Here is a 23578-nt window from a genome sequence, read left to right as displayed (position 1 = left end):
ATTTCCGTTTGGTAAAAATAGCAAAAGGACTCCCCCGGCTCATGAGATCATGACAGCAGGAAGTCCCCTATGTGTGGTTTCGTTTAAGCTACACTCTTAAAAAAGCAATATAATCCGTTATGATTCCTTTGTGTCCCAAATGCCGAAGCATGGTCGTGATATTGCCTCTATGGTAGGTTCCATGATTTACGACCTGCTGGAGAATCTCCGAAATCGAATTCTGAAATGCCTCACCCGCAGTATTGTGATAAGTCACAACCTTCCCCATATCGCCAATTGACGCTAAATATTCATGGTGCTCGGTTTGGAGCTGGCTCAGGTATTGATAAGCTGCTTCCATATTCGCGAACGGTCTCGCGGCAAGCGACGGAGGACTTTCCTCCTTGATCCGGGCAAACCAAACTTCCTCCGCAGCTGCAAGGTGACCGAAAACTTCGGCGATGGATTTGAAGCCCAGGTTCACTTCCTGGAGAAACACGCCTTCCGGCAAGGATTGCAAATGATTCCATACTCTTTCGTTCGCCCACATGTGATAGTTGTACAATTGAAGAAAAGGTTTGTTCATTCTGCTCTCTCCTTACTTGATTGCTATATCGGTAAGCCTGAGTTTACGATGCTAGCACCTGACACCTGCTAGGAAATTATACCATATATTGCGAAAAAGGAGGCACGCGGATCAAACAAAATATAGAGCATATTCGGATTACTCTTTCACGCTTCCCAGCACGATGCCTTTGACAAAGAAACGCTGGAGGAAGGGATAGAGCAGCAGAATGGGCAGCGAGCCGATGAATATTTGCGCGGCTTTAAACGTTCGGTTAGACACTTCGGAAAGGGCCGCGGCATCGTCCGCATTGATCGACGTCAGATTGGTCTGAACGATAACGGTCTGCAGGTAACTGGACAGCGGGTATTTTTCCGGCGAATTCATGAGTAACAGTCCGTCGAACCATTCGTTCCATTGCCCGACGATTGTAAACAGCGTAACAGTAGCCATGGCCGGCAGCGACAGCGGCGCGTATATTTTCCACAGGCTGGTGATGTAGCTACCGCCGTCAATGAAGCAGGATTCCTCCAGCTCCTTGGGCAGACCTCGAAAAAAATTGAGCAGCAAAATCACGTTGAACACCGCTACAGCGCCAGGGATGACCAACGCCCACATCGTGTCGATCAGCCCCGTATCCCTGATGGTCATATACCTCGGTATCAACCCTCCGGAGAACAGGGTCGTGAACACGAAGAACCAGGCATACTGCGTGCGGAATTTAAAATCCCGCGGTTCCTTCGACAGCGGATAGGCGATCAGCAATGTTAGCAGCATGCTGATCCCGGTCCCGAGAACGACACGCTGCACGGTGACCCACATCGCTACCATAAATTGCGGTTTATTCAGCACGTACTGATAGGAGCTAAGCGTGAAATCGACGGGCCACAGCTTTACGATCCCCGCCGTCGCCGCGCCTTTGGAGCTGAGGGAAACCGCCAGAATATGAACGATGGGAAGAAAGCAGAGCAGCCCCAGACCGATCAGAAAAGCGTAGGTGAAGCCAAGAAAGAATTTGCGGCTGAGTGACGGTTTATGCATAGGGACACCTTCCTTCCTAAAATATTCTGTAATTGGCGAACCTGGATGCCAGGGCGTAGGACGTCACGATAAAGACGAACGAGATCAAGGATTTGAACAAGCCGATCGCCGTGGCCACCCCGTACTGGGCGCCCTGCATGCCGATCCGGTAAATAAACGTATCCAGAATATCCCCGCTCTCATACACCTGCGGGCTGTACAAGTTGAACACCTGGTCAAAACCGGCATTCAGCACGTTCCCAAGCGAGAGGGTCGCCAGCAAAATGATGATCGGCATCATGCCGGGAAGCGTGATGTGCCAGGTCTGTTTCCAGCGGTTTGCGCCATCGACCGTAGCCGCCTCATACAGGGATGGATTGATGGAGGTTAACGCAGCCAAATAGACGATGGTGCTAAAGCCGAACTCCTTCCAGATGTCCGTTATGACGAGGGTATAAGGAAACCATTGGTTGCTGCCCAGGAAAAAAATCGGCTCGATGCCGAACCAGCCCAATACTTGGTTTACGATCCCGTTTGTCGGCGACAAAATGTCGATGAAAATTCCCCCGAGGATGACCCACGATAAAAAATGCGGCAAATAGACGAGCGTCTGCACGCCCCGTTTGATCAGCTCGTTCCTCAGCTCATTCAGCAGCAGCGAAACCAGGATCGGGACGATCAATCCCCCGATGATTTTCATGAAAGCGATAAACACCGTATTCCAAATGATTTGACCGGTTTCCGGCAAATCGAACACATAGCGGAAATTATCCAGCCCAATCCAATCCGAGCCGAAAAGGCCTTTGAACGGCACGAATTTCTGAAAGGCCATGGCGATGCCGATCATCGGCCAATAGCTGTAGATCAGCACGATGACGATGCCGGGCAAGATCATCAAATGAAGCGGCCACTGCCGCCGAAATTTTTTGCTTAACATGGCGATCCTCCTGTCTGTCAATGTATATCCCATTCACCTTCAGCAGGTGGTGAAAAGAGAACAGGGGCGGGTGTCAGAAACCTCCCTCCCCTGTTCCCGTTAGCCGAACTTCTTATCTGGCGGCCTTCCATGCATTAACTTCTTCGGTAATCTTGTCGCCGCCGAGCTTCTTCCAATTGGCCACGAACTCATCAAAGGCGTCGATGCTTGCCTCGCCTAAAATGATTTTGATGAACGTCTCCTGTTCCAGCCGATCGAGCGTCGCTTTTTTGTCGGCCATGGTCTCGGTCGGAGCGCCGACATAACCGTTCGAGATGACTTTGCCCGCATCGTTCAAATCGCGAAGCTGCTTCATGGAGCCTTCCGGACCGTTGGCGGCATAGCCGGACCAGCCCATCGGATTGTTGCCTGCGAGATAGTCCTGAAACTCCTTGAACATGATCTTCGTTTCGGCGCTGGTGATGTCCGCGTCGCTTTCGGATTCCAGCGCTTTGGCCAGCTCCTCCTGCCGGATCAGGTCTTTGTTCGGATTGACGACCTCAACCAACGAATATTTGTTGACTCCGATGGATACGCCGTCTTCGATAATTTGGCCGTACTTGTCAAATTCGGCATTGTCGCTGTACAGCTTCTCATAATACTGGTTAGCCAGCTTGACGATAACCTCGGGATGCTCGTACCCCTTTTTGACCACGTAATATTGGGATACGGCAAAAGGCATCTGCACCGTCGCCGGACCGCCCTCCAAAGACGGGATCGGGTAGGACTTCCAATTCACCGATTCATCTTCTTTCACCATGTCCCAGAAAGGCCATGCCGGATACCAGCTCGGTCCGATCAGCATGCCGATTTTGTGGGTGGTCACGGATTCAAAGACCTTGACGGTATCCTTTACGCCGAACTCCGGGTCGATCAGCTTGTTATTGAACATCTCCTGCAGCTTGGCTAGCGCTTCCTTCATCTCCGGCTGAATGCTGCCGAACTGCAGTTGTCCCTCCGCGTCTTCGATCCAAATTTGCGGGAAACCGCCGAAGCCGTTAAAGAAACCTACCGAAGAGCTGTTTAATCCGATATCCTTAGTCAGCGCAAGTCCGTAGGTATCCGCCTTGCCGTTTCCGTCCGGATCCTGCTTGGCAAACGCCTCCGCAATGGCCACAAGGTCATCCATCGTGTTCGGTTCAGGCAGATTCAGCTTCTCCATCCAATCCTCCCGGACCCACAGCAGCGGAGCCGAGCCGCCGATGACCGGCTGGGTGGACGGGATCGCCAACAGCTTGCCGTCAAACGTTGCCGAAGGGAGCGCGTTTTTCTCGATCTCCATGACCTTCTTCAGGTCATCGCTGGCGAAATTCTCGAAAGCGGGCGTCAAGTCCGCCAATTGCCCGGCGTCCGCAAGCTGGCGCAGCTGCTCCGGCGTCACCTGCATGATATCCGGGAGGTCATTCGAAGCAATCGCGATATTCATTTTGGATTCATACTGCTCCTGACCCGTCACCACCCATTTATAGTTGAGGTTGATGCCCATTTCCTTATAAAGGTCGGTCCACACGTTGTTTTTAATATCCTGTCCGGACGGGAACTTCACTTCTTCTCCCACAAACCGGACGGCATCCAGCTGAATGGGGGGATCATACTTGCCGAACGGGTCGCCCGGCTCCAAGGCCGAGGCTTCGCTATCGGTGGATGAACCAACCGCGCTGCCTCCGCCATTTTCCCCTTTGCTGCAAGCGCTTAAAATAAACACGAAAGCCAGCATACTGATCCACAATACGGACAAGATCTTATTTCTCTTCATGTTTGCGACCTCCTTGAATTCGATGTTTGTTTAGAGTATAAGGGAACAAAAAAAGAGCTATCTACTCCAAGCTCTTTACTTTGATATCTTCTCTTTACATGTTGTGAAGTTCTCTGTATTCCTGCGGCGTCAAATGGGTCGTTTTTTTGAAAAAGCGGTAAAAATACGGCGGAGAACTGAAACCCACCGCAGCGGCAATGACATGGATTTTGTCCGTCGTTTCCTTCAGCAGCTGCTTCGCTTTGGCCAGCCGAGCGGCATTAATCGACTCGGACAGGCCCTCACCGGTCACTTGTTTGTACAATCTGGACAAATACGAAGGGTTGTGTCCCACCGCCTCCCCGATCTGCGTCAAGGACAGGTCGCCGCTTAAGTGATCCTCGATATACCGTTGAACTTTGGCAATCACCTCATGCTGCTGATCCTGCTTCCCCTGCTCTTTCCGGCCGAAGATGATGTCCGCCAGCCTTTCGAAATATTCGGTCGCCTCCGTCCAGGAATCATGCTCCTCCAGATGAGTCAATGTGATATAATCCACAGCCCCTTCCCCTTCTTCGTTCTGACAGAGAGCTTCCATATCCACCAGGGACGGCATCATCACGGACACCAGGCCATAATATACCTCCATCTTCAGCAAATGTTCGACTTCCGGCGGGAAGGAAGAAATATCGGTCACCTCATGGAGCAACTGCATGAATTCCTCCCGGTCCCCGTTGTCTAGACAGCCGCGCAGCAGCTCCATCCGCTTCAGATGCGAGCGAGAGCGCCCCGGAAAATGCCCCATACGATCCGGGCGGCTGCGCTCACCGGCTTCGGTCAACAAAGATTCGTGGCCGATCCCGAGGCCGCTGTCCAGCAGCTGCTTCAGCCCTTCGAATTTGTCCGGCAGCCGCTCCCAATCAACCCATTCGCCAGCCATGGCAAACGAAGTCTTCAATTTCAGAAGCGTTTTGCAAACGTCCTGAATTTGTTCCAGCATCCCGCGGACAAAACGCTGGACCCGTTCCGCCGCCGGACTTTGAACCTCCTCCGGATGCTCCTCCCCCTCCTCTTTGCGCTGCAAAATCCAGATCATCTTGGCCCTGCCGTACTCCACGGCCATGCCGACGGTCATCGGGCCGAGCAGCTCGCCGATGATGTTCTGGACCGCGTACAGCATCAGCGAATGGGCCGATGGACCATCCTGCCTTCGCCAGCCGTCCAGCCGGCATAACAGCAGCAGGCAAGGCTTGCCGGGATCCAGCTTCATCTCCAGCTCCGCAAAGCGCTGCTCCAGCTCCTCCCGCCGAATATGTCCGGATGCTTTTTGCATGAGCTCCAGCACGTACTGCTGCTGTAAAAACGGCAGCGCCATGCGCATATTGTCCTTCGCTTTGGCAATCAGACTTCCCTCTTCCATCTCCTGGTCAAGCAGCTCCACGGTCTTCTCGATCGCGCTCAGCACGGCATCGTTTCCCTCCGCCTTAAGAACGTAATCGACGCTCCCTTGCCGGGTGGCCTCCTGGATATAAGAAAAGTCGTCGTATCCGGTCAAAAAAATCACTTTGCAATGGGGCCACTGCCTGGATATTTCCTTTTGCAGGGCGAGGCCGTTTAACCCCGGCATTTTGATATCCGACAAAACGATGTCCATTTTCGCCCGTTTTAGCCAGCTCAAGGCTTCCGATGAGGAATAAGCCTTATACACCTCAAGCTCGAGAAATTCCGCGCCAAGGCACAATTCCGCAAGCCCGTTCACGATAAAAGGTTCGTCATCCACGATCAGTATTCTGTACCTGCTCTTCATCCATCTCGCTCCTTTCTTGCTTTGGCAGTGTCATATCGATTCTCAAACCGCCTAATCGGCTTCTCGAAAAGGCCAATCCGCCCGCAGGCCCGAATTTTAATCGAAGGCGTCGATGCACGTTGGATAAACCGGTGATCTCTCCTTTCACGTCCGAATTCGCGATCATGGATTGCAGGTTCCGCAGCTTTTCGTCCGTCAACGTCTCCCCGTTATCCTCCACGATGATATGCAGGACATGCCGTTCAGCGGCCATGGTCACCCGGATTTGCCCGTCCGCTTCCTTCTCCTCAAGTCCGTGCTCGTATCCATTTTCGATTAAGGGCTGCAGGATGAGCAGCGGAACGTCCTGTCGCTCCCAATCACCGGGGATGTCATCCCAATACGCCGATATCCGGTTATGGAAACGGATGGACTGAATGTCCACGTAAGCCTTGGCATGCCCCACCTCCGCCTTCAACGAAACTTCGTCGGCAGCGTTGCGGGTAATGAACCTGAAATATTCCCCCAAATGCCTCGTAAAACGAACGATATTCTCGTAATCCTGCATCTCTCCCATTTGATGGAGCGTAAAGAAGCTGTTATATAAAAAATGGGGGTTGATCTGGGATTGGAGCTGCTTCAGCTCGGAACGCTGCGAACGGATTTTCTGCTCGAACACTTCGTGAATCAGTACCTGCAGACGCTTCACCATATGGTTAAACTGCTCGTACAGATCGTGGAACTCGTCATGATGCTTGTGGCGCAGCTCCACCCGGGGACTGTCGAAATCGATGTTGCGGAATGTCCTCACCATTCGCTGAAGCGGCTGATGAATCCGCCTGTAGATCCAACCCGAGAACAGAATAACCACAAGAAGGGAGAAGCCCGACAGCCCGAAGAATATGAGGCGGTATTTCCCAAGCGGGCCCAAAAATTCGTCCTCCGGCACATACACGACCAGATCGGCATTCAAAAAGGCGGAACGCTCCACGCTCACCCAATAATTGGCCCCATCCGCCCTTACCTTCGTGTTGTAGGGGAGCTTTGAAAACTCCGTGTTTGTTAGCGCTTCCATGTCAATGCGTTCGACTAACCGAGGCCCGATGCTGCCTGCGTCCTCCCGAGTCAGGACCCAGCTATTGTCCACGCCGATGAGAACGGCGCCCCCGTCCCCCGTGGCCAGCTGCAGGAGCGCCGTTTGCAATTTCGGTACGGAGAGCTCCGCGGCAATCGCAAAATTAGGCGGATTGTCGTTTCGCATTCGTTCCGGATATACCATACCCAGCAGAAGTTTGTTCTTCCACTCAAAAATGACCCGATCGGGATGCTCCTCAAGCGCCTTCATCTGTTCCGGCGGCATGGCTCCTTCGTACGACACCTGCTCAATCGTTTTCTCAATCAGCGGAATATAGGTTTTGGCCTCCTGAACGTATTGATTGGAGCTTTGCAGCAGCCGCATTTTGCCCTGGAGGCGGTTGATCGCCTGAAAATATTCGGAACGGCTCATGGCGGGCGCAATAGTACTTAGCTTTTGCAAGTCCGAGTCCTGCGACAAATCGTTCATCAGCAGCACCGTCGATCGCAGCTCCTGTTCCAGCGTGCGCATAAAGAAATTAGTCCTCGCATTCAATGACTGGGTAATTTCCTGCTCCACGCTCGCAAGCCCGGACTCGTTCATATACAGCGCAGCGGCGTAAACCGGCGTAATGGCCAACAAAAAGCCGGCCACGATTTTGGGATAAATCGATTTGAACCACAGCAGCATCATCGTTCGCCTCCACTTCGTTACCATGATCGCTTCTCCTGGCCGATTGAAGACAGGAGGAATGCGGACAATAACGGTTACACGACTATTCACGACCGGTTGCCCGGCTTCAGCAAGGACGGCCAACAACTTCAGCATATCCGCTTTCGCCGGGTTGAACCTGTATCGTTAAGATGGTTTAAGTTTGCATACGGACCGTTTAGCCTTCCACCATCAAGCTTGCGATCTCTCCTCTTGTCGAGTCGGGGCCGACCTGAATGCGGAACTCGCCGGGCTCCACCACCGGCTTCAGGTCAAGGCCGATCAACTCCAGCTGCTCGCTGCCGATGGTGAACGTTACTTCCTGCGTCTCCCCGGCCTTCAGGAACACCTTGCGGAACCCTTTCAACGCCTTCTCGGGACGGGTCACGGAGGCGGCCAAATCCGAGACGTACAGCTGAACGACTTCCGCACCGTCCCGTGCTCCCGCGTTGGTCACGTCGATCCGGACCGTGGCTTCGCCGCCTATGGGGACGACGGCCGGCTCGATCATCAGACGGTTGTAACGGAATTCCGTATAGCTTAAGCCGAAGCCGAACGGATACCGCGGCGCAAGATCCGTCTCCAGGTAACGCTTGCCCCGTGTCCTTCTGGCATTGTAAGAAATCGGCAGCTGGCCAACCTCCTTCGGAATGGACAGCGGCAGACGACCGGACGGGTTGATATCGCCAAACAGCATGTCCGCAATGGCACCGCCTCCCTCCTGGCCGGGATACCAAGCTTCGATGATCGCCGGAATAAACTCGTCGATCCACGGCTCCGTAATCGGCCGTCCGTTGATATAAACGACGATCACCGGCTTGCCGAGCTTATGGAGCTCCTGCAGCAGCTCCAGCTGCACACCCATCAGCGTCAGGGTCGAGCGGTCAATCCCTTCCCCGCATTCCATATCGCTCTTTGCATCCCCGCTCACGACCGAGGCACCGGTTCTGAGATCAATGGTGCCCTCCCCGAAATCCCGTGCGCTGGAGCCGCCAAGCACCATCACGATGACATCAGCTTGCTCGGCGCATGCCAGCGCCCGAGGGAAGCCTTCCCTTGAATCGCCTTGAATGCGACAGCCCGGGGCATACAGAACGCGGCTGTCTCCCAGCCGTCGGCGGATGCCGTCCAGCACCGTTACGATCTGCCCCGGCGGCTGAGGGGAGGTATAATCGCCAAGCTGATGGTACGGCGCATGGGCGTTGGGGCCAATGACGGCAATGGTTCCGCTGCTCGAATCCAGAGGCAGCAGGTTCCCCTCGTTCTTCAGGAGCACGATGCCTTCAGCCGCGGCCTGGTAGGCCAGAGCGATATGCTCTTTGCAGCCGATGACCTGCTCTGCCCAGGCTGGATCCACATAAGGCCGATCAAAAAGCCCCAGGCGAAACTTCAGTTCCAACACGCGTCCGGCTGCCATATTCAGATCGTCTTCAGAGATCAGCCCTTGCTCCAGCGCTTGGTGAAGATGGGCCCGGAACATGGTCCCGGACATCTCCATGTCGACTCCGGCCTTTAGCGACTGGGCCGCCGCCTCCACTCCCGATCCGGCCGTATTGTGACCGCATGCCAACATATGGATCGCGCCGCAATCGGTAATGACAAAGCCGTCAAAGCCCCACGCCTCGCGAAGTACGTCTTGCAGCAGGTACCGGCTGGACGTGCAAGGGACTCCGTCGATTTCGTTATAAGCCGTCATAACCGACAAGGCGCCTGCTTCAACGGCCTTGCGGAACGGCAGCAGATCGATTTCGTGAAGCTCCCGGAGGCCCATGTGAACGGGGGCTCCGTTGCGTCCCCCTTCGGAAGCGCCGTAGCCTGCGAAATGCTTCAGCGTAGCCAGCAGGCTGGTATGCGAATCAAGGCGTTCGCCTTGCAGTCCCTGCACGGCGGCAACCGCGAATTCGGCCACCAAATGGGGGTCCTCGCCAAAGGTTTCTTCAGTCCGGCCCCAGCGGGGATCCCGTACCACGTCCAGCACCGGCGAATAGGTGGCCGCTCCCCCCTGAGCTCTTGTCTCGGCGGCAACGGCCCGGCTTATGCTGTGGAACAGCTCCGTGTTCCAGGTACTTCCGATCGTGAGCGGTACGGGGAACACCGTCGCCCCGATCGCCATATGTCCGTGGGAGCATTCTTCCCCGAACAGAATCGGAATCCCCAGCCGGGAGTGCTCCATCGCGTAACGCTGAATTGCATTAACCGCTTCCGCCCCTTCCCGCGGGGACAGTCCGTTTGCCAGCGTCACCCCGGTCCAGGGATCGGCCCGCAGCGTACCGTACAAGGAACCGATTCCTCCTTCCGCAAGCTGCGATTTGAACTCCTCGGTAAGCTTGATCGTACCGTCGTCGTTCCTTATGTAAGCCTTCCAGCCGAACGGCTGGATCAGCTGTCCGATTTTCTCCGCCGCCGTCATCCGCTCCAGCAAGTCCTCGACCCGCCGCGAAACCGGCCATGCAGCATCCTTGTAGTCCATAGCGCGCACACCCTTTCTTTTTCCTGTTAAATTAGATCTTATTGATCACAGCAGCCCTGCCGAAATTTCCGATGGAAGAAAAAGGTTCCCCGGCACGATCCGATCGGCCGGAGAACCTCCCTCTATGCGTAATGTGCAGAAGGCCGCGCCGCACCGTGACTATCCAGGTCAACAGCAAGACCCCTCTTCCAACCGTTTGAGGGGCGAGTACGCCTCAAGATGGTTGGCTCTGCCGGATCCGTACCTCCTCCGGCCGGTATACGGTCCGCACTTGTCCCCCGGCATCGGTCGTAAACATCACGGTCCGTTCCCGTTCCAATTCGAAGGCGTAGACCGTCCCGGATGCCGGGTCCTTTACCTCAACTTCTGAGCTTGCCCCATGCTCGGAGACGAAAATGTACAAGCTTCCCTGTCCGAACGCCAGCTTGCGGCCGTAGATCCCGGGCAGCTCGCCTCCCTTTAGCCATTCCAGCTCCGGCGAAACGGCTGCGGAGCGGATAGCTTCCGCGTACAGCGCCTGGATCGGCTCCCAGCGATCGTTCATTTCGACCGGAATCGGGCACCAGATGAATCGTCCCGAACCTAAGGTCACCGTGACGGGCTCTAGGCTCCCATCCAACCGGCCCGCCGGACGATCCACCGCCAGCGCGTTAATCTTCCGTTCGCCGAACGAAACGGCGAAATGCGCTCCCGCCAGCTCCAGCGTTTCTTCGCGAAGAACGTTGGCATGAACGGTTTCGCCTATCTCCTGCCGCAGGCGATGCGGTGCCGGCCCCCAATACGCGTCGGTCCGAAGCGGGCCTGTCCACAAGACCGTGCTCCCTTCCTTTACCAAGTCGAGGAGCTGGGCAAACGCGGCCTCGTCGAAATTATGCGCACTCGGCACGATGATCAGCTTGGCCGGATAACGCTTCAGATCCTCGAGCTGATATTCGCCAATGCCCCGCGGATGGACGTTCATGCCAAACGTCAATGCGCGCATAGCCCTCGTCGTCGCTTCGTAGGCCAGCTTCCGGCTGGAAAAATCATTCGAATACGGGTAAACGACGGCGATATCCTCAAGCTGACGTTCATCGTCGAACAAGCCGGCTGCTTCCTTCATGAAGCGGCCGAAGTCATAGGACACATCGGCTTCGGGCTTCTGCGTTCCGTCCGCCCGAAGCGCCCCGATGTTGGATTCGTTGGCATTATCCATGAAGTAGTTAATATTCCAAATCCACTGCACGGCACCCGCGCCCCCGGTCGAGAACGAATACGCATACTTCCGCTCCAGGATGCTGCGAAGCTCTTCCTCCGTCCGCTTGGCGATGCCGTCCGGACGCTGCATGTGCATGATGCCCGTCTCCTGGATCAGATTCGGCTTGTCCGGCGTTTTCGTAAATATGCCGTCCCAAGCCAGGTGATCGTTCTGCCACCAGGAGTGGACCGTCGTGTAATCGACGGCGGGGCCGTAGAACGAAGGCGACGGGCGCTGGGAGCAGATGCCCTCATCCTGCCCGACCGTTACCAGCTGGCGGGGATCGGAGCGGCGAATGGTGCCGATGAGCTCGGACGCCCACCGATTATGCATGTCCATGGTGAACAGCGTGAAATCGATCCACGGTCCCCACTTCTTCGGCTGCAGCACGCTGTTGAACAGCTTGTCGTCCGGACTCGGCGTAGGTGCAGACTCGAATGAAGGCAGCTCGCCCGGCGTCATGTTCCAGCGCTCCTGAAGCAGTTCAAGATCCTCCCCGTGGCGCTGCCGGAGCCACTCGGACCAGGCCTGCCGCTCGAACCGGTCCCCTATCGATACCGGCCCCTCAAAGATTCGCTTCGGATCGAACAGCGAAGGCTCGTTGATCAGGTCCCAATGCACGTTGGTCGTGCCCCTGTGACGTCCGACGATGGAGGCAACGAAGCGCTTTTGCGCCTCCACCGATCTCGGGTCCAGATAGGGGTTCACGCCTTCCCAGGCTTCGGGCGCAAACGAGAAGAAGGTGAACGTCACTTCCAGCTCATGCCGCTTGGCCGTCAGGACAAAGGCATCGATCGCCCGCATAACGTCCTCGGCCGCATGGCCGTCGGCAAACATGATCATCCGGTACCCCGTCCATATGCCCGTCCGGATCAGGTTGATACCCGCCCGCTTCATCTCCGCCATATCCGCATCCCAACGCTGCACGTTCGGCAGATGAAGAAATTTGCGCGCGACGTCGGAGGTCATGTACGTCATGCCAACGATCGGAACCGTCCGCCCGCCGCGGCGGAAGTAATCGCGCCCGCATTCCAGCCGCTCTCCCGCCTGCAGCAGTGAACGGTCGACGCCCCATACCGCCTGGGTCAGGGTGCGGCGCTCCCCGGATTCGGACTCGGCTTCGCAAACGATCCGGTACAAGTCCGCATTCAGCCGTACCGGTACAGACAAGCGAAGCTGCTGCAGATCCCGCTGTTCGCTGCCGGCTTTCGACTTCGCGTGTCCGTTCCAGACGGTCTCACCGTCGCTTTCCTTGATGACGCTCACCGCAAAATGCCATGTCTGCATCGGTGCGGACGTCCGGGACAGCGTCTGCAGCTGGATCGTCAATTGCATCTGCTCGCCCGGCTCGTAGGAGGCATAGTTCGGCTTCAGCCACAGCTCCGTCACGCCCGTGCCCGAGTATTCGGCCAGCTCCTTCAGGGCGTCCATCCCTTTGTTCTCCCAGAACGATGCCCTAAGCTGCTGGTTGATCAGAATCCAGCGGCCCCCGGCGTAATCGCCCTTATGCTGCTCCAGCATGACAACCGGAGCGGACCGCTCGCGCTGATCACGGTCCACGCCGACCAGCAGCGGCGAGATGACAGCGTCCATCGGACCGCACGCCCCCATCTCGGCCGGGATGTCGCTCGCTTTGGTCGGATGCAGCGTCAAGCCCCAGGTCGGCTCCATGCCGAACAGTTCCTCGCGCCCCTGCAGGATCGGGAATTCGGCAGAGGCCTTCATCTCCCGGACGCGCGACACGTCGACCGCCAGCGCATCATGGATATCCATTCGCTGGTGATAAGCCAGCTGCTCGCGTTCGGCATGCCAGCTTCCGTTCAGCTCTCGAACCGGCCTGCGGAAAGGCACGCCCCCGGCATGAACCAGACCGCCGCCGGCCTTCAGATGGCCTTCGATGGCGGCCCAAGCCGCTTTCGGAAAGTACGGCCCGTGCAAATGAACCATCGCGTCCCAGCCGCCTTCCGTCAGCCGCTCAGCCACGTCCGCGGAACCTGCGATCTCCGCCCAGTCCCGCAATCGCCCCAGTGCCTCTGCAGACGGGCGTTCGCCTTCGTAAGGAAAATGCTCGTCGTAAAATACCAGCGTTCTCATCGTTTACTCCTTTCTCGCCCGCGGCTGGCCGTCGACGTATACGGATGTGCCGCGCGTTCGGGCCCAGTCGGCGATCCGGGAAGGGTCGCCGGTCCAGAGGCGGTCCACTCCCCATTGATTGGTCTGCGGCCGCTCCTCGCATTCGATGCGGATGACCGGGAACAGCTCGGTCGGACGTTCCCGCGGCAGCCCTTCGATCCACAGCACGCCGTCCTCCTGCCGGAACGGCAGCTCCTGTCCCGTTGTCAGCAGCGTCACCCGTGTTACAGGCGTCACCAGATCCGCCAGCCTCAGCACCGGCCGCCCATCCCAGAAACGGATGATGAGATACAGATGATTGTCTTTCATGGTCTGCCGCCCGTAAGTAATAAACTCCGTAAGGTTTCCGCCATCGGAGCCGTAGATGGCCTCGCCGTGAACGTCCAGCCACTCCCCGATCTTCAGCGCCCGCTCCACGAAAGCCGGCGGAAGCTGCCCGTCGGGCTGCGGTCCGACGTTAAGCAGCAGATTGCCGCCGACGGTGCCCCCTTTCTCCGCACACTCGCACAGCATGTCGAGCAGGACGTCGGCCGGACGCCATCGTTCGCCGTTCGTGTACCCCCACAACCTCCACGTGGTGACCTGGCTGGATTCCCAGAGCCGCTTCTGGTCCGGGACGATGACATGCTCCGGCGAGCCGAAGTCGCCCAGCACCTCGGAATCGCCCGAGCCGCCGCCGCCATCCGCATGCAGCTTCTCCTCCTCGGACAGTCCAAGACGGTTGTTGACCAGGATGTCCGGCTGAATCGACTTCATCCGTTCCACCAGCTTGATGCTGTCCAGGTCCTCCGCAGTTCGCGGCCAGACCCCGTCAAAAAAGAAATGGTCGATGCGCCCGTATTTCGTGACCAGCTCTTCCACCTGCGCATGCAAATACTGCTTCATCGTCTCCCAGCCCTCCGGGTCCTTCTCCGGTCCGTCGAAGTATGCCGGAATCCGCCAATCGATCCAGGAGTAATATAAGCCGACCCGAAGCCCCTGGGCCCGGAACGCATCGGTAAATTCGCGCACCAGATCCCTGCCGGGCGCCTGCTTCGCGCTGGAATAATCCGTTGTGGCCGTATCCCACAAGCAATATCCGTCATGATGCCTTGTCGTCAAGCAGGCATATTTCATCCCTGCCTTGCGCGCCGTGTATGCCCACAGCTCGGCGTCAAAGAACTCCGGATTCCACTCGCAGGCTTTCCGTGCATATTCGGCCTGGTCCAAATGTTCCCGGAACAGGACCTGCTCGCCCCGCCCGTATTGGGCATAAGGCCCGAAATGAATAAACATGCCGTACCGGCTTTCCGTAAACCATTGCCAGCCTTCTCGGATGGCTTGTGATTGCTTGTTCATTGAACAACGTCCTCCTTATGCTGCTCCGCTCTTATTGTGCGGTCAGCCTTGATCGTAATTGTCGTTTCTAGATCCAAGAGAAGCCTCGAGGCTTCGTATGACCTTTACTCTAGCCCGGGAATCCCTGTCTTGAACACTTTACTTTTGAGAGAAAACTTCGAATTTAGCTAATATCGGAGAATTGAAGCCGTAAGGCTGCGCCCATGATCACTCCTGAATCCCCTTAGACTCGACTCGAAATTCCACACGACCTTCTTCATGGCTAAAGCACGAAAAAAAGCAATTCCTCCCGGCACTAGCCGGGAGGAATTGCCCTGTTTAAAAAATCATGTTCATTGCAGCCGATCGCGCCTGAACTTACGACTGACCGGCTCTCCATTCATCGAATTGCCGTTTGTATTCGTCAACGACCTCATCGAGACCAGCGGACTTCATTGCGGCCAGCATTTTATCGTAGGCGTCCTCGTATTTCACGACCCCGTGCATGACCGGATAAACGCTGGTCTTCAGTTCGGCAATGCAGTTAGCGTACTGCGATGCTACGTTGGTCGGATCGAAGGTAAAGCCGATTGTGATGCTGTTCACGGCATCGTCCGCAACCGTCGTACGGCGCTCCAGCCGAGCAGGATCCGTATTGGTCGGGTAACGGTTCATCTCGACGTGGCCGAGCAGCCAGTACGGAAGCTCATAAGCCGGGGAACCGTTCTCGTTCTTGGCCAGATAATCCTTCGTATTCTTGCCGGTATCCTTCCAATGCACGTCCTTCACACCGCTTTGTACGAGATCCATGTTCTCCTGGCTGCTGTACACCCAATTCAAAAATTGAATGCCGGCTTCCGGATGCGGAGACGTGGCCGAGATCCCGTTGGAATTCCGGATCGCGTAGGATCTAAACTTCGGCTGGTCGGCCAAATAGTAAATATCCAGCTTCGCGTCCGGGAATGACTGAAGAATAGCGTCGCTCAAGCCGACGTCGCCCGGTCGATACAGATAACGTCCGGCCAGCTCCTCCTGATTAATGACTTCCGTCGGCGTTGTGAGCAGATCACTCATAATCAGCCCGCGCTTGTATGCCTCGTTCATGTACAGCACGTCTTTTTTGAACTCCTCGGTTTCAAACCAAGACTTCACGTTCCCCTGCTGATCGATGTAAATCATGTTGTCCGCCACGGTAAACGGATAGGTGTCGTACGTCGTATGCAGGAAGTAGGCAGGCTCCTCCAGCATCTTGATATACACGTTCTTGTTGTCCTGCGGCCAGTTCTTCTGCAGTGTCTCGGCTGCATCGAGCAGCTCCTCCGGCGATGTCGGAGGTTTCAAGCCATTGGCTTCGAGCAGATCGGTGCGGATCGTGAACATGCCGTCGTTATAAGCGGTATCCGCCCAGAAATTCGGCACGTACGTGATCTTGCCGTTGATTTTCGACGATTCCCAGATCCAGTCCGGCATGGAAGCTTTCAGCTCGCTGCCGTATTGATCCAGCAAATCGTCGATCGGAATGATCCCGCCGCTGCCGGCAAGCACCGTCGGTCCTTTGGTATCGTGCATGATGGCAATCAGTTCGAATTCCTCGCCCGTTGACATCATGAGGTTGGTCTTCTGATCCCATACGTCCCATGCAATGTACGTCGGTTCGTAGGTGAGGTTCAGACCATCGGCCTCAAGCTTTTCGTTGATTGCTTTGACCGCCGACTCCAGATCCTGCGGCGCGGAGCCCGGAAGCAAATACCGGACCGGCAGCTTGTCCCCGCCGCCGTTCTCCCCGCTCGCCGATCCGCTCTCACCGTCGGTGTCGCCTCCGCCGGAGCAGCCCGCGATCACCGTAACCATGAATATCGCGGCCAACCATAGTGCTAGCGCTTTCCTTTTTTTCATGCGTGTCTCCCCCTGTCTTCATTTGGTTTGGTCATGCGGTACGATTCCTATCTTAAGGAGACATTAGGGATGACGTATACTTCAAAATGATTCTTTTCGCCATTTTAAAACGCTAGAAATGACCGTCACTGCGCCTTTTTCGTCTCGATCGCCTGCTGGCTTCGGAACTGGGCCGGCGAGATCTGGTAGTGCTTTTTAAACAGCGTATAGAAATAGGTTGTATTCAGAATGCCCACCTGCTCGCTGATCGATTGAACCGACTCCTCGGTGCTCGCGAGAAGCTCCCGTGCCTTTTCCAGTCGAACGGCATTCAGGTAATCGTTGAACGACAGCTCGCAATGCGCCTTGAACAGCTTGCCGACATAGCTGCGGGACAGCTTCACCTCCCCCGCAACCTGCTCGAGCGACATGTCCGGCCTTGCATAATGCTTGCGTACGTACATCTGGATAAAATCAACCACCTCCGCATGCCTTACCGCTCCCGATTCCTCGGACAGGCTGCAGAGCCTAAGGGCAAGATCCTTCAGGGCATCCGCGGTTTCCTGCAGCGTCTGAAAGCGGGTAATCCGCCGCGTAAAGTCAAGAAAGAGATCCGCGCTTTCCCGATTTTTCACCGTATGGACATTGAGCTGCTTGTACAGGCCCCCGATGAACTGGTTGATGAAAAACATGACTTCATGATAGTTGTAATCGCGAATTTCCTTGATCCACTGATCGATTTCCTTCTCCAGTTTATCCCGCTGCTGCAGCTTGATGGCCTCGATAATGCGCTTCTCCCGTTTGTCCGGATACTGCGCCTCGGAATGCTCCACCTCCGCGGTGATGACCGGATCGCCATGGAGCATCTTCCCCTTGCCTTCGAAGAAACGCTGCTGGAAGCAGGACTGCGCGCAATCGAACGATTCGCGCAGCTCCTCGTATGTCTGCGCTCCCGTTCCGATGCCGACAGTAACGGACACGCGGAGCGTGCGGAGCAGCTCGCCCTGCAGCTCCTCCAGCATGCCCAATACATGGAGCGGAGGCCGGTTCTGCTTCATAGGAAGAATGATCGCCACGGTCCCGTCCCCCACCGTTGCCACGCTCGCTCCCTCCGGCTCCAGCATCTGCTGGGCCGCCCGGGCAACGGCTGCGCAGGAATACGATTGGAGCTCCTCGTCCTCGCCGCCGGGCGATCCGTCCTGACTATCGAGCAAGAGAGCCGCCGCCAGGAAATAGGGTCCCTTGCCTTCCCCGGCCAAACGGCGGAATGCCATCTCATCTCCTCCCTTGAGCAGCTGCAGAACATGGGCTTGGCGTGCAGCGGAAGCCGCGGACTCCATCGATTTCATTTTCTCCGTCATCTCGGCGTAGGTTGTGTCCAATATCGCAAATTCGTTGATCTGCCGACGGTCCTTTATCTTCGGAATGGCGCTCATTTTCTCCAGCAGATGGCGGATCGGGTTGTATGCATGATTCGTCAGCCAGATCGATAAAAACATGCTGACGGCGAAGCAGGCCAAAGCGAGAACCAGCGCCGACGTTCGGAGGGCCTGCATGTTGAACAGCAGATTATGATATTGGCTTACGCTGATATACGTCCAGTTCATATCCTTGGATTTGACATAGGTAACAAGGCTCTTGCTGCCGTCAATGGAGCGGGTGAAATAACCGCTCTCCGCATCCGATGCCAGAATGGACTGGACATAGGATTCCTGCGATATATCCTCCATGAAGCGGGAGCGATCCGAATGGGTGATGATGGTTCCCTTGTCGTCAATAACATGCAGGGAATCCACCGCTTCGTTGCGGTAGCCTCCGATCAGATCCTGGATGGTGTCGGTGCTCATGTTGATCACGATCGCTCCTTTGGAGCTTAGCGGCGAATAATAGCTCGGAAGGAGGACGAAGGTAAGGACGTCTTCGCTCCGGTTCGCCGAAGTGGCGGAAGATATCTTGCGCGGGAACAGGTGAAAATAAGATGTATTCTTGCTGTTGATCTCCTCCAGCAGCGCCATCTCCTGCTCCTTGGTAATCCCCTTCGTATTCAAATACGTATTATTCGAGCCGTTGTAGATCCCGATCGAATGAATGAACGGGTATGTGGACTGGACTCGGTTAAGGGTGCCAAACACGCCATACTGTTTCACCGGATCGGCCTCTTTGTCCAACAGGGCGTTCACGATCTCCTTGTCGCTGAGCAGAAGGTTGCCCACGTTATACACCTGGTCGCGGATGACACTGGATACGGCGCTGTTCTGCTTCAGCATCGACTCGGATATGTTCCCTACCTCCTTCGCGGTGCTCCAGGAGAACATCATGTACAGGACGACGGTTACGAGGGCAATCATGGCTGCCGTGAGTAAAACAAAGCTGAGAAACATATTTCGATACACTGCATAACGGAATAATCGCTGCCGGATCATATTCTCCCTCCTTGCCATTTGGTCTGTATCGTTAAACTGAAATCTTCAATGTTCATGAATATTTCTAACATTATATGTAATCTATATGTCAATTTAGTAGTGTTTCCTAGCCAACCGATCACTTGGAACGGATTCATATTTTACTCTCATCTTACATTTGCTCAGGGCATTCATCAATATGAAAACGCATTCTTTATTTTCCTCCCCCATCTTTCCTTTATAGACTTCATCGGCTAAACCCCTTATAAAACAAAGGTTTTTGGGCCTTTATTCAATCCGGACGACATGTTTCAAAATACTCAAATTCGAAGTTTTTTCCGTTTTTTAAAGCACACGTTCCTCCCTTCAATCCGTTCAAACTCTATTTTCATAGTTTACTGCACGCGGCAACTCTCTTTACACTCGAATCAGAACTGCAGACGCTTGCAACCGCCATCACAAACGAAAGGACGTGCTTACCAATGAAAAAAAGCCGCTCCGGCTTCCTGCGCGAAATCCGCTCGAACGGATCCGCCTACCTGCTCGTCGTACCGGCTGCCATCTATACGCTGGTCTTCGGATATTTCACGCTTCCGTACATGCTCATTGCGTTTCAGAAATTCAACTTCAAGACGGGACTCTTCAATTCCGCCTGGGTCGGCTTCGACAATTTCAAGTTCTTCTTCTCGTCACCCCGGGCGTGGGAGGTCACCTTCAACACCTTGAAGCTCAATTTTCTATTCATTATCGTTGGCACGCTCGCAGCCATGGCGCTGGCCATTCTGTTCAATGAGCTCCGCAGCCGCTGGTTCTCGAGGGTGACCCAATCTACGATTTTGTTCCCCCATTTCTTATCCTGGGTCATCGTCAGCTACATCATCTACAGCTTGCTGTCGACCGACTACGGTATCCTGAACCGGATCCTGGCGTTCTTCCATGTCGATCCCGTCAACTGGTATGCCTCTCCGCAATACTGGACGTGGATTCTTACGACCGCGGCGGTCTGGAAGGATCTCGGGATGAACCTCGTCATCTATCTGGCGGCCATTACGGGGATTGATGACAGTTATTACGAAGCCGGCCGGATCGACGGCGCTACCCGCTGGCAGCTCATCCGCCATATCACCATTCCGCTCATGCTGCCGACCATATCCATCTTGACCCTGCTCGCTTTGGGCAAAATCATGTACGGCAGCTTCGACATGATCTATGCCATCGTGAAGGACAACGGGCTGCTCTATCCGACCGTCGACGTCATCGACACATATGTGTTCCGTTCCCTTCGCACCATCGGGAATCCGGCACAGGCAATGGCCGTCGGGCTGTATCAATCCGTCGTCGGCTTTATTCTCGTATGGGGAAGCAATAAAATCGTGAAAAAAGTGAATCCGGACCACGCCTTGTTCTAAAGCGAGCCGGAACCATTCGGAAAGGAGCCAAACTTAGATGACGTCCAGACCTAAATTTTTCGACGCCGTGAATGCAGCACTGATCGGCATCATCTCCATACTCTGCATCCTGCCCATGCTGCTTGTGCTCATGGTGTCCTTTACCGACGAAGCCAGCATTAAGCAGTTCGGTTACCAGCTGTTTCCGACCGAGCTGTCGCTGGATGCATACAAGCTGCTCCTGTTCGGCAGCACGCCGCTGTACCGGAGTTACATGATCTCGATCCTCGTGACGGTGATCGGTACGATCCTTGCGGTCACCATTACATCCATGGCCGGATATACGCTGGCCGCCAAGCATATCCGTTACCGCAACGGGCTCGGACTGTTCTTTTTCATTACGATGGTGTTTAACACGGGCCTGGTTCCCTGGTACCTGATCAACCTCAATCTCGGCATGAACAATACGATTTGGGCCTTGATCATCCCGTCCCTGGTGTTCAACCCGTTCAACCTGTTTCTCGTCCGGAACTACATGTCCCAAATTCCGCCTTCTCTTACGGAGGCGGCCAAAATCGACGGCGCAAGCGACTTCTATATCGCGTTCCGAATCTTCTTCCCGCTATGCATGCCCGTCCTGGCCACGATTACGCTGTTCTACGGCATTGCTTACTGGAACAACTGGTTCAACGCCATCATGCTGGTGGACAACGAGAAGCTGTATCCCCTTCAGTACCTGCTGTTTAAGCTGAACTCCGAGATCAGCATGATCCAACAGATGCAGAGCAGCGGAGCCATCCTCGGCACCCAGACGCTGCCTCAGGAATCGGTGAAGATGGCCACCGCCATTCTGACGATCGGTCCGGTGGTGCTGTTCTATCCGTTCCTGCAGCGGTATTTCATTAAAGGGCTGTTGATTGGCTCTTTGAAGGAGTAGGGCTTCATCCGCATGCAATGGTCTTTAGGTCATAAGCCTTGGATCAGGCTTTACCGAAAACAAAGAGGCTAACCGATTTCACGGTTAGCCTCTTTTCTATGATGGCTGGCTGTTTGGATTCGTCTACTGCTTGGGATGGAACATCGTGCACGGTGCTGGCTAACGTAGCGTTGTTGATTTGAACATGGACAGTAACGGTTACAGCTCTATGACGAACGGAATGAACCCTAAAACGCCCGGCTTTTGACTTCTCCCTGATAAGCCAATGCATCCATGGCCCTTAATCGCTGAACTTCGCTTAGCTCCGACAGCTCGACCCATTTATACTCCGAATGCTCTGCACTAAGGATAATTTCCGCCTGAGGCGGGATCGAACAACGAAAAATGCCGACCTGTGCATTGATGTGGCTGTGGTAATAAAATCCGGTCAAGACCACATCTTGTATGGTATGGCCCAGTTCTTCGCGGCATTCGCGAAAAATCGCTTCATGGATCGTTTCGCCGGGATCCACCCCGCCACCGGGCAAACTCCATCCCTTATTCCCATAGGTCCGTTTTAATAAGAGCAGCTTGCCGTCGGCATTCGATATGATGGCATGCACACCAAATCTGTACGTGTCATGAAATCCCAAAGTTTAATCCTCCCCATTCTGTCATTTTAAATGCCACTCCCAGTAAGACTACTGCCTCTCCCCAATGTCATTTCCGCACTTCGGACAATATTGGTACGCGTCATGTTTGATCGCTCTCCCGCAATACGGGCAGAAATTGAAATCGCCATCCTGTCTAAATTCTTCGTTGTTAACACTTTGCCTTGAATTCGCTTTAAGGTAAGGGTCTAATGGATCCGGTTCGTCGTCGGTAATATCATAGATCGACATGCGGTTAGCTCCAGTAGCATTTTTAAGATGAAAAATTCCCTGCACAATCGCGACCCCGACAAAGACGACTCCAAACAGAACAAAAAAGACAGGAGCCCCCATGCTTGCTGCCGATATCGTCCAGAAAATCCCGAAAATTCCAACCGCAACACTCCCAACCGCTCCCATGGCCGATGGTCCACGACCTGGTTTAATGCTTCTCATTTGAAGCTCCTCTCTGATATGTCTTCAATTATCCATATGTAGGAAGTCCAATTCTATATAGTGGAACCAGGCCTACTCTCGATTATGTAGATACCTGATCTTATAAAATCCATTGGTATGTCGTTTTCTTTTCTACTTTCCATGATATCCATGAATGGACTTACTTCTAACTCCACCATGTGGATTTCGAGGAGTATGGTAACGACTGTTCATGCTGTGCAGCCATGAAGCCCCATTGTGCTACCTCAAGCGCTCCTTCATTTCCTCCAGCACAATTCCCCACCATGATGAGGAACGGACGGCAGTAAGGTCCATGTCTTTCAGTTCCAGCATCATTTGTTCGAAGGCCGCCTTCCACTCGTGCTGAGCTTGCAAGGCGTCCGGTCGGGTTCTCGGCTTGATCTCCCCTCTCCTGAACTTCTCAAGCATCAGGCGAGATTGTTCTGCCGTCAAGATCATGGGAGGAGGATCGGGCTGCAAGCGCTCCGTTTGCTGTTTGAATCGAAGCACACGATCCATAAAGGCGAGCAGGCTCTCGATGGAGGCGTTCATATAGGTCGGTTTCTGTGTACCGCCCTCCGTTATTGCCCATACCACCCCTGTATCCCTTTTGATCGCGACATGAAGCCCTTCGCTCCAGATTTCCCTTCCGATCGCGATATAGGCTCCATGAACATCCTGCAGCGGTAACGCTTCGTGAAACAGAAGACCCAAAGGAGGCTCCTGCGGATCAAAGTCCGGCATTCCCCAATGCACTAGCGTTTCCGCCATCTTATCGGGCATTCCCAGATGGTCCAAGCTTTCCCTCCTATAAGACAGCTTCCCGTGATCATACAACGTGTGATATTGCTGCTCCATTCTAACCCTCCCCTATAATCCTAAACGGG

At 54.9% G+C, this 23578-nt stretch carries 16 protein-coding genes; 2 read left to right on the top strand and 14 right to left on the bottom strand.

Annotated elements, in window-relative coordinates; genetic code table 11:
- Window positions 1-88: 88 nt before the first annotated feature.
- From ACETK5_RS05250 to ACETK5_RS05200, 11 genes are all read right to left on the bottom strand, one after another.
- Entirely contained in the window at window positions 89-565 is a 477-nt protein-coding gene (locus ACETK5_RS05250) for a DinB family protein (RefSeq protein ID WP_394054441.1), read from the bottom strand.
- Between the two features lie 138 nt (window positions 566-703).
- The gene (locus ACETK5_RS05245; RefSeq protein WP_100538382.1) at window positions 704-1585 is read right to left on the bottom strand and encodes a carbohydrate ABC transporter permease; all 882 of its coding nucleotides are present in this window, start codon (window positions 1583-1585) and stop codon (window positions 704-706) included.
- A gap of 16 nt (window positions 1586-1601) precedes the next feature.
- Complete coding sequence (locus ACETK5_RS05240; RefSeq protein WP_394054440.1) at window positions 1602-2501, bottom strand: ABC transporter permease; 900 nt, start codon at window positions 2499-2501, stop codon at window positions 1602-1604.
- A gap of 112 nt (window positions 2502-2613) precedes the next feature.
- On the bottom strand, window positions 2614-4296 hold the full coding sequence (locus tag ACETK5_RS05235; protein WP_394054439.1) for an extracellular solute-binding protein: 1683 nt from the start codon (window positions 4294-4296) through the stop codon (window positions 2614-2616).
- A 94-nt stretch (window positions 4297-4390) separates the two neighbouring features.
- Window positions 4391-6082, bottom strand: a complete 1692-nt coding sequence (locus tag ACETK5_RS05230) for a response regulator (RefSeq protein ID WP_394054438.1) — start codon at window positions 6080-6082, stop codon at window positions 4391-4393.
- Window positions 6048-7964, bottom strand: coding sequence for a sensor histidine kinase (locus tag ACETK5_RS05225; RefSeq protein WP_394054437.1), 1917 nt, complete (start codon window positions 7962-7964; stop codon window positions 6048-6050). Before ACETK5_RS05225 ends, ACETK5_RS05230 begins: the two co-directional genes overlap by 35 nt.
- Window positions 7965-8025: 61 nt before the next feature.
- Window positions 8026-10317: a glycoside hydrolase family 3 N-terminal domain-containing protein gene (locus ACETK5_RS05220; protein WP_394054436.1), complete on the bottom strand. Its 2292-nt coding sequence runs from the start codon at window positions 10315-10317 to the stop codon at window positions 8026-8028.
- A gap of 214 nt (window positions 10318-10531) precedes the next feature.
- On the bottom strand, window positions 10532-13648 hold the full coding sequence (locus ACETK5_RS05215) for a glycoside hydrolase 5 family protein (protein ID WP_394054435.1): 3117 nt from the start codon (window positions 13646-13648) through the stop codon (window positions 10532-10534).
- Between the two features lie 3 nt (window positions 13649-13651).
- Window positions 13652-15025: an alpha-L-fucosidase gene (locus tag ACETK5_RS05210; RefSeq protein ID WP_326113890.1), complete on the bottom strand. Its 1374-nt coding sequence runs from the start codon at window positions 15023-15025 to the stop codon at window positions 13652-13654.
- A gap of 357 nt (window positions 15026-15382) precedes the next feature.
- Window positions 15383-16900, bottom strand: a complete 1518-nt coding sequence (locus tag ACETK5_RS05205; protein ID WP_326113889.1) for an extracellular solute-binding protein — start codon at window positions 16898-16900, stop codon at window positions 15383-15385.
- A gap of 125 nt (window positions 16901-17025) precedes the next feature.
- Window positions 17026-19302 (bottom strand): helix-turn-helix domain-containing protein, encoded by a 2277-nt coding sequence (locus tag ACETK5_RS05200; RefSeq protein WP_394054434.1) that lies wholly within the window; start codon window positions 19300-19302, stop codon window positions 17026-17028.
- A gap of 461 nt (window positions 19303-19763) precedes the next feature.
- On the opposite strand from ACETK5_RS05200, the gene ACETK5_RS05195 reads away from it, so the two are divergent.
- Window positions 19764-20690, top strand: coding sequence for an ABC transporter permease (locus tag ACETK5_RS05195; protein WP_100538391.1), 927 nt, complete (start codon window positions 19764-19766; stop codon window positions 20688-20690).
- Between the two features lie 37 nt (window positions 20691-20727).
- Window positions 20728-21606, top strand: coding sequence for a carbohydrate ABC transporter permease (locus ACETK5_RS05190; RefSeq protein WP_100538392.1), 879 nt, complete (start codon window positions 20728-20730; stop codon window positions 21604-21606).
- 227 nt (window positions 21607-21833) lie between these two features.
- Here the strand turns inward: ACETK5_RS05190 and ACETK5_RS05185 are convergent, their stop codons facing one another.
- The 3 genes from ACETK5_RS05185 to ACETK5_RS05175 form a co-directional block, all read right to left on the bottom strand.
- Entirely contained in the window at window positions 21834-22238 is a 405-nt protein-coding gene (locus ACETK5_RS05185; RefSeq protein ID WP_100538393.1) for an NUDIX hydrolase, read from the bottom strand.
- Window positions 22239-22286: 48 nt separating this feature from the next.
- Complete coding sequence (locus tag ACETK5_RS05180; RefSeq protein WP_100538394.1) at window positions 22287-22691, bottom strand: zinc ribbon domain-containing protein; 405 nt, start codon at window positions 22689-22691, stop codon at window positions 22287-22289.
- A gap of 240 nt (window positions 22692-22931) precedes the next feature.
- A complete protein-coding gene (locus ACETK5_RS05175) occupies window positions 22932-23549 on the bottom strand; it encodes an SUKH-4 family immunity protein (RefSeq protein ID WP_394054433.1) in 618 nt (205 codons plus the stop codon).
- Between the last annotated feature and the right edge of the window lie 29 nt (window positions 23550-23578).

The organism is Paenibacillus ilasis (assembly GCF_043195395.1).
Lineage (GTDB): Bacteria > Bacillota > Bacilli > Paenibacillales > Paenibacillaceae > Paenibacillus_AQ > Paenibacillus_AQ lautus.
This window is presented reverse-complemented; position numbering and strand designations above follow the sequence as displayed.